Origin of the sequence: Limosilactobacillus caviae, from assembly GCF_014635905.1 — a bacterium.
GTDB lineage: Bacteria > Bacillota > Bacilli > Lactobacillales > Lactobacillaceae > Limosilactobacillus > Limosilactobacillus caviae.
Genome location: NZ_BMDS01000012.1, coordinates 18,218 through 32,646, shown reverse-complemented (window position 1 = coordinate 32,646; position 14,429 = coordinate 18,218). Strand labels below are relative to the sequence as shown.

The 14,429-nt window shown below is 38.5% G+C and carries 16 protein-coding genes; all 16 read right to left on the bottom strand.

The features are described 5' to 3' along the window. Positions 1–311, bottom strand: a 311-nt coding sequence (locus IEU90_RS10635) for a hypothetical protein (RefSeq protein WP_188358121.1), incomplete at its 3' end; no start/stop codon positions are given. Then, positions 278–2,692, bottom strand: a complete 2,415-nt coding sequence (locus IEU90_RS10630; protein ID WP_188358120.1) for a phage tail spike protein — start codon at positions 2,690–2,692, stop codon at positions 278–280. The genes IEU90_RS10630 and IEU90_RS10635, both read right to left, overlap by 34 nt. Further along, positions 2,689–3,474 (bottom strand): distal tail protein Dit, encoded by a 786-nt coding sequence (locus IEU90_RS10625; RefSeq protein WP_153710891.1) that lies wholly within the window; start codon positions 3,472–3,474, stop codon positions 2,689–2,691. The genes IEU90_RS10630 and IEU90_RS10625 overlap by 4 nt, the downstream gene beginning before the upstream one ends. Before the next feature lie 12 nt (positions 3,475–3,486). Beyond that, entirely contained in the window at positions 3,487–6,714 is a 3,228-nt protein-coding gene (locus IEU90_RS10620) for a phage tail tape measure protein (protein ID WP_188358119.1), read from the bottom strand. Then, positions 6,707–7,054, bottom strand: coding sequence for a hypothetical protein (locus IEU90_RS10615; protein ID WP_153710893.1), 348 nt, complete (start codon positions 7,052–7,054; stop codon positions 6,707–6,709). Before IEU90_RS10615 ends, IEU90_RS10620 begins: the two co-directional genes overlap by 8 nt. 89 nt (positions 7,055–7,143) lie before the next feature. After that, positions 7,144–7,476, bottom strand: a complete 333-nt coding sequence (locus tag IEU90_RS10610) for a tail assembly chaperone (protein WP_153710894.1) — start codon at positions 7,474–7,476, stop codon at positions 7,144–7,146. Positions 7,477–7,506: 30 nt separating this feature from the next. After that, the gene (locus IEU90_RS10605; RefSeq protein ID WP_188358118.1) at positions 7,507–8,091 is read right to left on the bottom strand and encodes a phage tail tube protein; all 585 of its coding nucleotides are present in this window, start codon (positions 8,089–8,091) and stop codon (positions 7,507–7,509) included. Between the two features lie 16 nt (positions 8,092–8,107). Continuing rightward, positions 8,108–8,506, bottom strand: a complete 399-nt coding sequence (locus IEU90_RS10600) for a gp17 family tail completion protein (RefSeq protein ID WP_153710896.1) — start codon at positions 8,504–8,506, stop codon at positions 8,108–8,110. Then, positions 8,503–8,847: an HK97-gp10 family putative phage morphogenesis protein gene (locus tag IEU90_RS10595; RefSeq protein ID WP_229723685.1), complete on the bottom strand. Its 345-nt coding sequence runs from the start codon at positions 8,845–8,847 to the stop codon at positions 8,503–8,505. The genes IEU90_RS10600 and IEU90_RS10595 overlap by 4 nt, the downstream gene beginning before the upstream one ends. A 1-nt stretch (position 8,848) precedes the next feature. Beyond that, complete coding sequence (locus tag IEU90_RS10590) at positions 8,849–9,166, bottom strand: hypothetical protein (protein WP_229723683.1); 318 nt, start codon at positions 9,164–9,166, stop codon at positions 8,849–8,851. Continuing rightward, positions 9,144–9,536, bottom strand: a complete 393-nt coding sequence (locus tag IEU90_RS10585) for a phage head-tail connector protein (RefSeq protein WP_153710898.1) — start codon at positions 9,534–9,536, stop codon at positions 9,144–9,146. The genes IEU90_RS10590 and IEU90_RS10585 overlap by 23 nt, the downstream gene beginning before the upstream one ends. A gap of 46 nt (positions 9,537–9,582) precedes the next feature. Further along, complete coding sequence (locus tag IEU90_RS10580; protein WP_153710899.1) at positions 9,583–10,446, bottom strand: hypothetical protein; 864 nt, start codon at positions 10,444–10,446, stop codon at positions 9,583–9,585. Between the two features lie 15 nt (positions 10,447–10,461). Further along, entirely contained in the window at positions 10,462–11,073 is a 612-nt protein-coding gene (locus tag IEU90_RS10575; RefSeq protein ID WP_153710900.1) for a DUF4355 domain-containing protein, read from the bottom strand. Between the two features lie 168 nt (positions 11,074–11,241). Beyond that, on the bottom strand, positions 11,242–11,391 hold the full coding sequence (locus IEU90_RS10570) for a hypothetical protein (protein ID WP_153710901.1): 150 nt from the start codon (positions 11,389–11,391) through the stop codon (positions 11,242–11,244). Further along, entirely contained in the window at positions 11,388–13,052 is a 1,665-nt protein-coding gene (locus IEU90_RS10565) for a structural protein (protein ID WP_188358116.1), read from the bottom strand. Before IEU90_RS10565 ends, IEU90_RS10570 begins: the two co-directional genes overlap by 4 nt. Then, entirely contained in the window at positions 13,036–14,427 is a 1,392-nt protein-coding gene (locus IEU90_RS10560; RefSeq protein WP_153710903.1) for a phage portal protein, read from the bottom strand. Before IEU90_RS10560 ends, IEU90_RS10565 begins: the two co-directional genes overlap by 17 nt. Positions 14,428–14,429 lie beyond the last annotated feature (2 nt).

The following is a 14,429-nucleotide window of genomic DNA, read 5'->3' as shown; positions in this document are numbered from 1 at the left end:
CAATTATGGTCAAAATTCTGGGTATTTAGTAGTAGATTAACTCCACCGCCATTAAACATAGGAACAGTGGTCTGTTGAACCTTTTGCATAAAGCCATCAGCAGTTTGGAGAAATCCTGAATTAGTCAGAATATTACTTAACCCTTGCCAGTTTCCATCATTTCTGATTGTGTTAATGGCGTCATTCTTAGCAGAATTGGTTTTATTATCGGTTTCCGACTTAGTGTAATAGCTACTAAATTGCTGACTAGTTGCAGTAATTCGGCCAGACAGTTCAGTTAAATCGTGTTGAACATCATCCGTACTTGGCACCCACTCTGTTCCAGCATTCCCAACTTGAAGCATAGGGTGATGGAAAGTAGTTGCAAAGTTCTTTCCCTCGATTTTCCCATATGACCTGCATATAACCAAACACTATAACTTGTTCCATCTTTTGGAATTGTAAATGTCTTTGAATGTCGTTTTCCATCTGCTAAGAAATAGAAATTAGCTGAGCCGATTTCTTTATTACTTGCTGAATTCCAAATTCGCATTGAAGCTTCTTGAACGTTATTAGTATTGGTTGCTGAAACCGAAAAAGTATACGTTTCGCCTGGGGTTAAATCCCAATAAATTGCTTTATTACACCAAGCGGGCCAAGGATCTGTGGTTTTTGATTCGATAACAATATCCTTATCACTGTTAAGGATTAAATTCCGTCCACCAATCTTCAAATTATTCATCCAATCAGTAACGCTATCAATGTTAAACTTTAACCCATTAGCCGTTGCTTGTAAGTCAGCCGTCTTTGCATAACCGTTCAAGTCGCTAGCCGTTAACTTAGCATTCAGCGCTTGGTTGGTCAGATTAACAAAATTGGTATAAGTAGCATTATCAACCTTACCTGCTAATAACGTTTGTAAGTTTTGAGCATCAAGCTTTAACTGTGCAATATCACCACTTGCATTGCCAAGTGTGGTTTGCATACCCTTTACATCAACTTTTGTGGAATTAACATCCCCTAGCAGGTTAGCATAGTTGATATTCAAACCATCAACCGTCTTAGTCACGTCAGCAATGTTTTTACCTTGTTGTTGAGCATGCTTGGTTAGATCAACAATATTATTTTGCGCTGAAATATACTTCTGCAAGGCATCAGCTACATCATTAGTTACTTTAGTTAAATCAGGAACAATGTTGTTATCATACTGACCTTGTAACTTAGTAATGCCATCACTTAACCGTTGTAAGCTATCATCAGCAGTCTTCTTATTAGCTGCAATTGACTTGTTGAGATTCTCAATGTCGGTATCAGCCTTTTGCTTATTGGTGATGATGTCGGCCTTGGCTTGGTTAAGACCCTGCTGTGCTTCCTTAACCTGATTTTCAACAATATGTAAATCACGAGTAGACTGGATAAATACCCAACCACCATTGTGATATTGATACATATCGGTTTCGCCATTGCCAAGATCTTTGTACCAGATGTCACCTTCAATAGGTGCAAGTGGTTGAACAGAAGAATAGTAATTATTATTCTTACCGTTCGCCGCAATAGCAGCATGACCAGCCACTTCTTTTGCTTCATTCGCAATCCCATCAACCTTGATAATTGAACTAGTGATACTATGACCGCTAAAGTCATCCCCCAGTTCGATTTGATTATCATTTTCATCAAGTAGGTTATGCTTTACTTTATAAACTCGTGTAAAGTATTCAATCTTTAGGTCATGGCGAATAATCGCAACAGTATCACCAAGTCCAAGGTTACCAACATCAGTAACATCAGCTTTAAAGCTCACCTTTGGTCGTTTTAACGATTGTAAGGCTTGCCAGGTGGCATTGATTAGCTCAATTGGGTCTTCAATATCTTCAAAGACAGTTAAACCAATACGAGGGTTACCATCACTAAATCCATATAATTCAGTTGCTTCCGGGTCAACAAGATATTCTTGACCCGCTGGTTTATCAACTGGATTACCGTTCTTCTTTGACCAAACCACATCGGTAAAAGTAATCCGTCGACCATAACCATCAGGAGTATCATCATGACCTTCCGACACTTGTTCACCTTTACCACGACCGACTAAGGCAGTAATCAATTCTTGACTATTCTGCTCCTGCTCAACCGTCAATAAATTAGAACCATATTCAAATCTCTTACCCGTCCGCTGTCCTTGTTGCTTATAAACATTGACTTGCCGGCGGGTTATTTTATTACTCTTTGAATCAATCGTAACTTCAAAAGTTAGCTCAATATTAAAAAGCCCCACAACTTTTTGTAGAGCTTCTAAGTAACTAATATAGTAGAAATTTGTTGATTGATGATTGGTTTCCGGAACATCGCCCAATGACCACCTTGTCGGTTCAAGAACCATTTTTAGCATTTCTTCCGCAGTCCGTTCATTAGGACGAATATCCTTAATATAGCCGTACTGTTTCAGTTCATCATATGCTTCTTCGATTCCTTGGTATTCAATTCGGTCATTCTTGACTTGTTCGCTAAGCAATTTAAATAGTAAATAACGTTGCTTGCTTCTTGGTGTAGGGATTGCGACATAGTAAATATTATCCGCAACTCGTTCCTTCAAGGGCAAAGAAAAGTTAATCTGATTAGCTGCATTAATTTCTTCCGTCATTTCTGCTTCAACGAAATCATTATCTTTAAGCCAACGTCTAACACGTTGCTTCTTATCTAATAGATACATCCTCATAATTTCTTCACCCTGTACTTAATTTCAATATTTCCACCTGCTGAAAAATTAATTGTATCACCGTCCCTAATATAGAAGTCGCCTAAATTACTATCAAGAGTCACATTCATCAATGCCGAAACTTCATTAATAACCACGTCCAAATTATTAAAATCTATTAGTACCTTTACATTGGCTGAAATTTCCTGGTTAATTTCGATCTTTTTATCGCCATTGGTAATTATCAAAGATGAAATATCAGCGCTAGGACTGAAAATAATTGTGTCTGGTGTTTGATCATAATTCAGCCCCATTGATGGAACCTTATAACTTGTACCAGTGAATGTAGCGGTCTGTTCATTGCTATAAGCAAACGGATCACTGCATTCAATCTCAATTGTACCTGCATCATTCAAAGTATCGTTATTCATTTTAATTTCCGTCACGGTACCTACATAAACTGCTTCTGGATAATCAGCGAAAAGTAACTGCTGATGGGGGCTAGACAAAATAATGTTTAGCTGTTCCATCTGACGGTTATATTCAGTTATTGAATCAGTTTCAATCATAAATTTAACTTCTAGTTTGCGACTTTCTAATTTAGATGACAAATACATATTGCCGTCACCAGTTAAATCAACATCATTTATTTTTCGTGAGAATGTGTGTCGACCACTCACAACTAAAGTAGTAAAACCAGTGATTTCATCATCTAACCAATGACCACCATAATTAATTGCCTCCACCGGGCGGGTGGGACTGTTAATTGATGGATTAATATCCATATTCGTAAATCCATACATAACTTTTACCTCCTAAAATCTAAATTGTCTTAAAGAACTTTGATTTCCTTGTTCACGACTAATATCTTCAACAAACGCTGTATATTCTGTTCCGCCCAGTGAAAGATTAATATAGGCTGGTTGCTGATTAATGTTTAACTGATGGTCGATCGTACCACCAATATTATTACTGACATTGCCATGACTAAGGACACCATTAATTGAATTGCCAATATCTACTGATGGGACAGCGTAACTTGCAAGGTTATTAGCAGCCTTTTCAATCATGTTGGTATTGTCGTTCATCCCCTTAGCGAATCCAGCGACAACATAATAACCAACCTGATCACGCATAACACGTGATGGTGAATGAATCCCTAATGCTGATTTAGCAGCATTCATTGCAGACCGTGCCATGTTTGCAGCCGCATTAGCAGCAGCACCAATTGCACCACGAATACCATTAACAAAGCCCATTACAAAGTTACGACCGGCAGAAATCATTCCACTAGCTGCAGACCGCACTACATTGACTGCTCTGTGAATACCACTAGAAGTTACACTCCTTGCAGCATTCCAGCCAGCACTAAATGCAGATCGAACAGAACTCATCATGCTTGAAACTACTGAACGAACGCTACTCATACCACTAGATACGACTGATCGTATCCCATTCATAACACTGGAAGCAATACTCTTAATACCATTCCAAGCAGAACTCCAAACTGATTTAATCCCGTTCAGAATACTATTAATGATCGACTTAACAGCATTAAAGACCGTGCTAACAATCGTTTTTATACCATTCCAAACTGTTGAAACGACACCTTTAATTTCGTTCCATGCACCAGACCAATCACCCTTGATTGCTGCGGTTACTGCTTTAATAATTCCAGCAACTGCATTAATTGCAGTTGAAACTATTGTTGAAATAACTGTCCAAACAGTCTGGACTACCGTCTTGATTACATCCCAGACAGTAGACCAAATACTTTGAACAATCTGCATAGTTGTTTGAATAATTTGAGCAATAACTTGAATTGCGGTTTGTGTAATAGTCTTAATATTATCCCAAACAGTTTGCACTACTGTGACTAATTGTTGCCAGATAGCTTGCGCTGTTGTAACTATGCCCTGCCAAAGTGGAGTGAAGAACTCAACTAATCCTTGCCAGATAGTTTTAATTGCTTCTACAATCGAAGTAAAAATCTGAACGAAAGTTTGCCAGATAGCTTGTGCTGCTGTTACGATACCTTGCCATAAAGTACTGAAAAACTCTGTCAATGCGTTCCATAGATTCTTAAAAGCATCGACAATCGGAGTCATACCTTGCACAAAGCTATTCCAAACACCTTGTGCAGTAGTAACTATGCCTTGCCACAATGTACTAAAAAATTCTGAAATACTATTCCAAATATTTTTTACTGCTTCAACTACTGGAACAAAGAATTGTGCAAATCCATTCCACAACGATTTAGCAGTAGTGACAATTTTTTGCCATAACTGACTAAACCAACTAGTCAAGCCATTCCACAAACCTTTAATTGTTTCAACAGGATGTGTTACTGCTTGGCCTATTGCATTCCAAACGGTGGAAGCTAATTGTTTTAAGCTAGCCCATGCCTGCTTTAACCAATTTACAAAATTAGCCCAAATTTGTTGTCCTAGTTTTGTTTTAGTGAAGAAGATAACTAAGGCAGCAACCACTGCAGCAATGGCAGCAACTATCAATCCCCATGGAACAGCTGCAGCAGCAGTTGCAGTTGCCATTCCCTCTTCGGCAGCAGTTGTTCCTACAATTGCAGCCTTTAACGGGCCAAAAATTGCACGAACACCTTTTAATCCATACATGGCAGTTTTAGCGATTGTAGACTTCTTAGCTAACTTCTCTAATCCTGTTATAGCTGTTGTAAGATCAGAAGCTTGTTTCAAAACAATAAATGTTCGTCCTAGATTACCAATAGCACCAATAGCACCACCGACTAAACCTACAATCTTACCAACATTAGTAGTAAAAGCACCCACTGCTGTGATTGCTGGACCAATAACAGGCGACAAACCAATAAAGCTCCGAGTAAATTGAGCAATTGAACTATCAGAAGTAGTAGCCCATTCTAGGGTCTGGTTAATCATGTCTAGTAAGGCACCATTAACTCCACCCTTAGCAGCCATTGCCTTATTACGAAGTGCTTCCCAATTACCACCAACTTGTTCAATCTTTGAACCTATATTCTTTTGCATATCATTAGCTTGCTCAGAAAGGAATTTAGTGGCTTTAGCCGTCGACCCCGCAGCTTTATCTTGTTCAGCGGCATATGCGGCCCATGAGGTTTGGGCACTACCAGTCTTATCATTAATAGCGTCAAGGAGTGGAGCAATTGCTTTCATACCGGCGGCACCAAACATTGCTTTTAACGCTGCTGTTTTTTGAGCATCGCCCATTCCATTAGTCTTATCTGCAATTTCTTGGAGAATTTGTGGGAAAGGTTTCATCTTACCGGCACTATCAACAAAGGATAGACCTAATGCATCCATTTCTTTTTTTGCAATAGAAGATGGAGCTAACATTTGAGTGATAGCATGATTCAAGTCATCTGCTGCTTGAGCGGCACTAAATCCACGATTTGTAATTAACCCAATAGCTTCAGATGTTGTTCCCATATCCATTCCAGCCATGTGTGCAACTGATCCAACCGTTGCCAAAGCTTGTTGCATATCCTCAATTGACGCTTTTGAGGCATTCGCAGTCTGAACTAAAATGCCAGCAGCTTGCTCAGGCGATTCTAAACTATCTGACCAAATATTCATTGATTGTTGTACAACGCCAGCAGTTGCTTGAAGGTCTGATCCAGCGGCTGTTGACGCCTCAGCAATAGCAGGAAATTGCTTCTTTAAATCTTCAAGTGAAGCACCGTTCTGTGCCATTTCAATCATGGCATCAGCAGCATCTTGAGCACTAATTGGTAAAATAGCACCCATTCGGTTGGCAACATCAGCCAGTCCATCTATATCCTTTGATGTCCCACCAGCTACCACCGCTGCTTTATTCAGAGAAGCTTGAAAATCACCAAATGATTTAACAGACTTCATCCCCATTGCAGTAGTAGCGGCACCAGCAACAGTCATAGCTTTACCAACACCCTGCATTTTAGAATTTACAGAATTCCCAAATGCTTGTGTCGCCTGTCCCGCTCTTGCAAGAGTAGAACTAAAAGACTGGTCAACTGCAGATAAAATTGCTCTAACACTATAATCAGCCATGACTTATCCCCCTTTCTTTAAGCGGGATAATCTTGCCGGCTTGTTTTAGTTTCCTAAACTCTTCCACTCGCTTAGCAAAGATTTCAGCACGATTAACTGATTTATGACTAAAAGATTGTGGTTGATAATCACTTTCAAAGCTAGAACGCACCTTATCAATCATCTTTTGTTCATCATATAATTCAGTTATTTCTCTAAAACGTGGCTTAGGGTGCTTAGCACTTCCTTTTTGCTGGGTAACCAAGTGATTCCACCATGCTTGAACGGCGATATCCTCTTGTTCTTGTACCCGGCGGAGGTTATATGCTTCAAGCCGTAAATAATATTCTCGCAATCCCATCTTTTCAATATCTTCAATACGAGAAAAGCCCAGGAAAGCTAAGCTATTAAGCAATATTTCATGGTATTGCTGTTCGCTTGTTAGATTTCCTAGGGCTTCATGTTTTTTGCTGCTACCTTAACAGCATTAGATTCATTAATTTCTTTCTGGACTTCATCAAATACTTTTTCTAGGTCTTTGCAGTTATCAATAAAATCATCAATCACTTTTTGTGTTGGTCGTGGTTTAACTCCATAAGCTGCAGAGTAGATAATATCACTCAATACTGCTGGATCATATGCTTGCAGTGCTGGTAACGATTTGGTTAAGCCAAAACCAAATGACTGACCGTTTACTGACATCCCCGCTACCTTATCAAGCTCACGGACAAATCGCACACCAAAGTTTAATTCAATTGTCTTATCGTTTAATTTAAGTTCCATTATTATGATTCTCCTTCATTCGTTATTTCTTCACTTACTCGCTGGTACATCAGCAGAACCTTTACCTGCATCACCATCAACAAATGCTATGCCACCGCCTTGCTTATCTTGGTCGGTAACTTGACCGATACCTTGGAAGACATAAGCAAGTTCTTCTTCTGCATCATCTGGTAATGTTAACCATCCCCGTTGTGGTTCTCCTTTAATTGTGAAGGTTACATCACGGGTTGAATTATCATCTGGGTCGTTTTCGTTTTCATCTTCGGACACAATCCCACGCATGTACCAAGCAAAGTATTGGCCTTGCGCATTACGACGCTTTCGGTAAACAATCCATACTTCAATATCCTTGTTCTTCAAGAGTGAAGTCATTAAATCATCAGATACCTTACTAATGTTGTGTACGAACTCAATTTCTAAGTCGGTTTCTAATGAAGAAGTGGTAGGAACCCCGCCTTGCTTCGTTTGAGTGGTATCTGTATCACGTTGTGGATCAAAATCTAGTGATGTTTGGTAAGGAATAAGTTGCCCACGTTCCTTTGCTGCATTTTCAAGCAAACGAACATAAGCCACTGTATCAATACCCTGTAAGTATTGAATATCATTATTTGCCATGTAATTTTCATCCTTTCTAAATTAAGTTAAATTTCAAATTAACAATTGCATGATTTAAAACAGTATCGGGAACACTCGTATCTTGAATAATTTGATAATCACTACCACTCATTCGACCACGATACCGATAATCTGCCGTTTTAAACGACAAAGAGGCAATCATTAACAACGAACTAGCGATAGTATCAACCGTTAGTCGTTGATCTTGATTGCCCCACACGTTTACTGCGAGATTAATTTCAGCACCAATTGAAGTCTTAGTTGGCAGTGGTACTAAATTCATATTCTCCAAGGTCACAAAGGGATAATCAACGTTCTCAGAAGCCATTGGTAAATGGTCGTAAGTGTCATATCCTTTGTTCATCGATTGTAAAAACACATAATCATACAATTCTTGTTGTGGAGATTTCATCATTGCATCAACCTTTTTAATTCGTTGATAAACATTTGCGACTGAACATCAAAAGCAGGCTTTAAGGTCGGCATTGCAGACATAAAACGAGTGCCATATTCCAAGTATGGGAAATAATCAGTGGTTAGACCAACTGAAACGGTCATACCACCATCACTAAAGATTGGTTTAACTGAACGCCGTGTCCGTCCAGTAGAATAACCGTGTGTATAGGCAGTCTGCATATTAGATTGAGTGCGACTAGATAATTGTGCACCATGTTTCTTTACAACTTGAGGTACTTCAGTAAGATCCATTTTAGCTTTAATTGCTGTTTGCAATTCGTCTAGTCCTTCAAGTGTCATCTTAGGCTTTCCCAATATCTTCACCTACCAAAATTGAAACATTTTTCAATGGAGTAGTTGTAGTTCGCATTCGATACTTAGTTTTACCATCATCAATTGTTAAATAAGCCCACTTCTCATCTATTGGTTCAACTAAACGAATAACCTTAATTCCTTGAACAATACTCCCAAAAAGTTTTGTAGAACGGTCAGCACCAACATCAGTAACATTACCCATTACATCAGCGATTAATCCCGTTCCGCCTTCGTTTTGTGAAGTAATTGGATTATAGTGCCTCTTATCTTCACTAAAGAATTTAATTTCGTGATTGTAACGCACTGGAATCACCTCGGTATGGATTGAAGAATTGAGCTTTCCCTAGAGACTTGACATTCTTTCCATGCTGTTCACGCCAAGCATTAATATCTTCCATGAAGTCGTCAAAATCAGATGAATTAAAAGTAATTGATTGTCCTTCTTGTGAATAGGAAGCCATTCCTTCATTAGAAATTCGATTATACCGTCGTACGCAAACTTCAAGAGCAATAAAACCTAACTCATTAGGTAAGTTTTCATCGCCTTTAATACCTAACTTAAATCGTAACGCCTGTTCAGTGTTCTCAATAATGAGTTTTAGTAAATTATCTTGCTTATCTGATTTTAGTTGTAGCATTGTTTTGAGGTTTGCCAATGTTGCTGGTTGCTCCATTATTGGTCACCCTTTGGATTATCGTCCGACTTATCCTCGGACGTTGTTATTTTGACGCTGTACCAATCGTTGCAGTTACAATCCCATCAAGCCGTTCAGCATAAAGTTTTCCAGCTAGAAGAATTACTGTCTCATATGACAAACGGTTGTTAACAGCATCATGAGCTACACCCATTAAGCCAGTTTCATCAGTGACAAGATTAAATGCTTGGCTCAATGCACCAGTAATTGAAGCATAAGCATAGTTAATATTTTGGCTAGCGGTCAAATTGATAGTTCCTTGTTTAACAGCATTAGACATAATAATCGTATCTACACCCATGAAGTTCTTGACGTATTGCAAACCAAAGGCTGATTGGGTAGTAATCTGTGCATTAGCTAAGTAATCATAGAAATCAATTGGATTAACAAAGGCAACAGATTGAATATCATTGTCTTCCCACTTTACTGCTAATTGTCCTAATCCCTTGGCTAACGCTTTTTGGAACGTCTCACCAGAAGCCTTAGTAGTACCGGTTCCAGTAAAGTCAAATAATTCTTGCTTAACATCCTTTTGAATTTCACGGATTAATTTAGCGTCAGTATCAGTAACAGCACCTTGGAACCCAGTAGATTGAATTGCTTCGGCCGTTGTCATTTTCCGATACTTCTTGAAGTCAAGGGTTAGTGTCTTATCAAGCTTACGAGTAACCTTGGATAGTGGAATTTCTTCTCCTTCACCGGCTGTCCCATCAGCCTTAGTAACTTCTGACTTGTAAATCTTAATTTGTGATCCTTGAGCCATTGGGGTCATTCGTGTTACCCCAAGAATTTCTAATAAGGTTCCTAGCCCATCCTTGAATTGTTCATTAAAGTCAATTGATTGAGCAATTAAATCTTGTTGTGTAATTAAATTTGCATCTGCTGGCATATTAATTATTCCTCCTTAGTAATTGTAAAGACCAAGGTTGTCCTTAATGGCTTGTTGCCGTTTAATTGGATCCTTGATCTTTGAAATTTCTGCTTTTGTCATTGTGGCAGCGGGAGCACCATTAATTCGTGGTGACTTGCCCTTCAATAATTCTTGACGAACTTTTTCCTTAATCCGTTCATACGCATTAAGGAAGGCTTCACCACGTTCTTGAGTAGTTTCTGCCTTGTCAGTAACAATCAAGTCGATATCTTCGTCAGTTGGATTAGTATATCCACCATCGACCAATTGTTGCTTAGCAGTATCACGCATTTTATAGCGTGCCAATTCTGCTTCGGCATCTGCTGCCCGTTGTTCTGATTGCTGAATTTTATATTCTTGTTTCTGATCCTTATTCATCTTAGCAAGCTTAGCTGCTTCGGTCTTAGCATTATCAATTTCTTGTTGCTTATTCTTCAAGGCCCGATTAAGACGTTCTTGAACAATCTTATCTAACTCAGCTTGGGTAAATATTTTTTCTTTTTTACCCTTGTCCTCGCCATCAGCTCCCTCAGGTGCACCGTCATTATCAGGAGCTGGTTCCGGATCAGCAAAGAATTGTAAATTCATTGGCAACTTTTCAAACATAAATAACACCTCATTTATAGTCCGGTCGACTGTAATATCCGAGTTGTTCTTTTACGACTGCAAACAAGTAAAAAGTCCAAAATATTTAGTTACGAAAAAAGAGAACCCTTGATAATAAAGGATTCCCCTTGAAAAGAATTTAATTAAGAAAATAAAAAGCACTCAGAATTAATCCGAATGCATCATATTTCTTTTGGCTAATTCTTGTTTAAATTCAACAAACTTTACTAATTGAGTTTTATTAGCCGTATCTTTAATTGTTAATTCTCCATTTTTAACTTCTAACAAATCAATAATCTCCTTAGGCGGCACAATCATTTTTCCACCTTCTTAAAACATTTTTCTGCATTTAACAATTTATTAAATTCTTTAACAACAGGATCGTCACTCTCATTAGAAAAATATTCAGCAAATAATTCATAATTATTAGTTGCACCATACTTTGAACAGTGTTTTACCACATTATCTCTACTTAATTCTTCACCACTATTTTCCAGCGCTTTATAGATAAGTTTATTTCCCCAACTTTGATTTTTTTGATCATCTTCCCAAGCATCAAAAGTACTACCAGCAAGCTTTGAATAATTAAATTGCACAAAATGACCAAACTCATGATCAATAACACCAGTAAAATCTTTTTTGGGAGTCCACCAACCACTCTTGACGCATTTGCTAAGTTCTTCAGAAAATCCATCTATTTTAGCAACATTAATTTTCATCATCTTTTCCTTAGAAACGTATTCGCCAAGCGCTCTATCAGAAAGTTTAGAATATCCTTTAATACTATCCAGTTCTCCTTTTAATGCAGGAAAACGATTAAAGTTTCTATTCAAAGCGCTATATATTTTATTTAATGCTTCTGGGCTAGTCTTTTCCATACCAGTAACATTTTTTATCTTAAAATTGCTTTTCACTAGCTTTTCAAAATCACTATATGCATTAATAGTATCCTCAGCATCAGAAGACTTCTTAACTTTTTTACTACCATTTTTGCTTAAATTATCCTTACCATCTACCCAGTAAGCACTAATACTGCAGCGACAATTAGGATGAACTGGAATTGATGGAGCTTCATCAACCGGAAATACACCATAACCTAAATCGTAGCGATCATTATCAGCTATTTCTTGGCAAACACGGCAAGCACCAGGTTCAGCATACCACTTCACATATTTATAATCGGCAGCTTTAATGCTATCAATCTGTGCTTGGTATTGAACCCTTGCCGATTCAGTCCGTGCTAACCGTTCAGTCACATAGCGAGCATTATTAACCGTGTCCTTAATTTGTGACTTTAGCCGACGTGCCATTACTTGGTTACTTTGACCAGTGATAAAACCAGTAGCGAGAACATGGTCTAACTGTGCTTTAAGCGCATCTTGATTAGCCCACAGTCGTTGTGACCAAGTAGCACCAGCTGTTTGTGCCATTACAATCTTAGAAATGTTGTCAGCAATCAAGAATTTATTGAACTTGACGGTTTGACCTAAGATACCAGCTTGCCGTTTAACCTCATCAACATAACTATCCGTAAGCTTCAATCGCATACTATCATCAATGTTCATATTAGCTTCGGTTAAATGTAAGCCAATCTGGCTTTTAAGATATTCCAACCGATTAATTCGCATTGTTGCGTTATAAACTCGCATGTGCTGGTTAACCTCATCGCTAAAATCAGCATAGGTCACTGTTTTGCCAAGTGCTCGTAATTTATTAGCCTGATTAACGACCTTTTGTGCTTCAACCATGTAAGCCTGAATATCTGCATCATCAACTGCCCGGTAAGCACTACGTAAACCACCAGTAGCGCTAGCCAGTGCTTGGTATTGCTGGTCAATATCCTTATTAATCTGAACGATAGCTTCCTTGTAATACTGTTCTAGTAAACGATTAAATTTGACGTCATCAGCAAGATTAGCTTTCTGCCACTTTCGCTCTTCAATGGCTCGGCGTTCCCAATAACTATTCTTCGTCGTCATTGGTATCACCAGCATTCTTCATTTGATCAGTAGCAGATGGAGCATACTTCAACGCTTCTTCCATTGCTTCCTGTTTTTCCTTCTTCATTCGCTCAATTTCTTTCTTAGGATCATCAATTAAGCTACTATTTCGGAATGCCGTTTCTTTGGATACAATCCCTGATAATTTCTGCAATGTATCAGCTTCATCCGCCATATTAATTGGTAGATTACGCTTAAAATCAAAGACTAAATCTTGCCAAGCTTCTTTGCTTTTCGTTACTTTGCCAGCACTAAAGATAACCCGATATAGTTTCCGGAGAGCTTGCCGGAACTTCCGCTCTTTGTTTGCTGCCATGTTCCGCATGGGAAGGAGTTTATATTGCAATGCCACTCCCGAAGAATTACCAGCAAAGGCTTCATCGTTCAAATTAGCTACCATTGACACCTGATAAATCATCGAAACTAGCCGGTCAATAATGTGCTCTTGCATATTGTCGCCATCTGGCTTACTGATAAAACCAACATCAGCATTGCTTGCATCCACATTGGGAGAATAAATCATCTGATTACCAATTAAATTGGCGTCAGGTAATCCATCCCCATCTTCATCTAAGTCTAAGCCAAGAATTTTAAGATAAGCATTATCAAAGTATTCCACTTGGTTTGCCTTTTGACTAAGTACTTTATCTAAAGCATCAATCAATGTTTTCACGTTATCAAAGACACCCTGCCGCTCTTCATTACCATAGAATTCTACTGCTGGAACCATTGAATACGGATTAGGCGTTTCTGTATCTTCTACGGACGTTCCTGCAAAGTTTTCTATACCATCAGCATAATAGATCGTTCCGCACCAAAGACCGCTCTCTGTATTTCTCCAGTACCGTACGAAAGCAAATGGTTTTCTTGCTACAGTGTCGTCATAGATCATAAATGCTTCAACTGGAGAAGCATAAGCAACACAAGTGTTGGAAGCTTCATCTTGATAAACAAAAGCAAACGAACGTCCGTAGATATCCGTTTGCTTGCTAATTTCTGATAATTTATCTTGAAGTGAATTGGTATCGTTCCACTGTTGCAGTGCTTTATTATTTGCTTCATCATCCAAACTAATCTTAGGTGGTATTCCAGTAAAGAAACCATTGTATGTGTCAACAATGTAATGCGGTAGGTTTGCTACTAGTCGATTATCTGGTCCATACATCCGCCGTTGCTGTTTCAAAATATCATGATTACCCAGATACATCTGCATATTATGCTTGTACTCTTGTGCATACTGAATGTTTCTCCGCATAAATGATTGTAAGTCATGAATGTCTACTCGTTCTTCATCAGCTGGGTAAATAAAAATATGACCGTCTAGAATTTGTCCTTTACCATTAACTGTTTCCATTC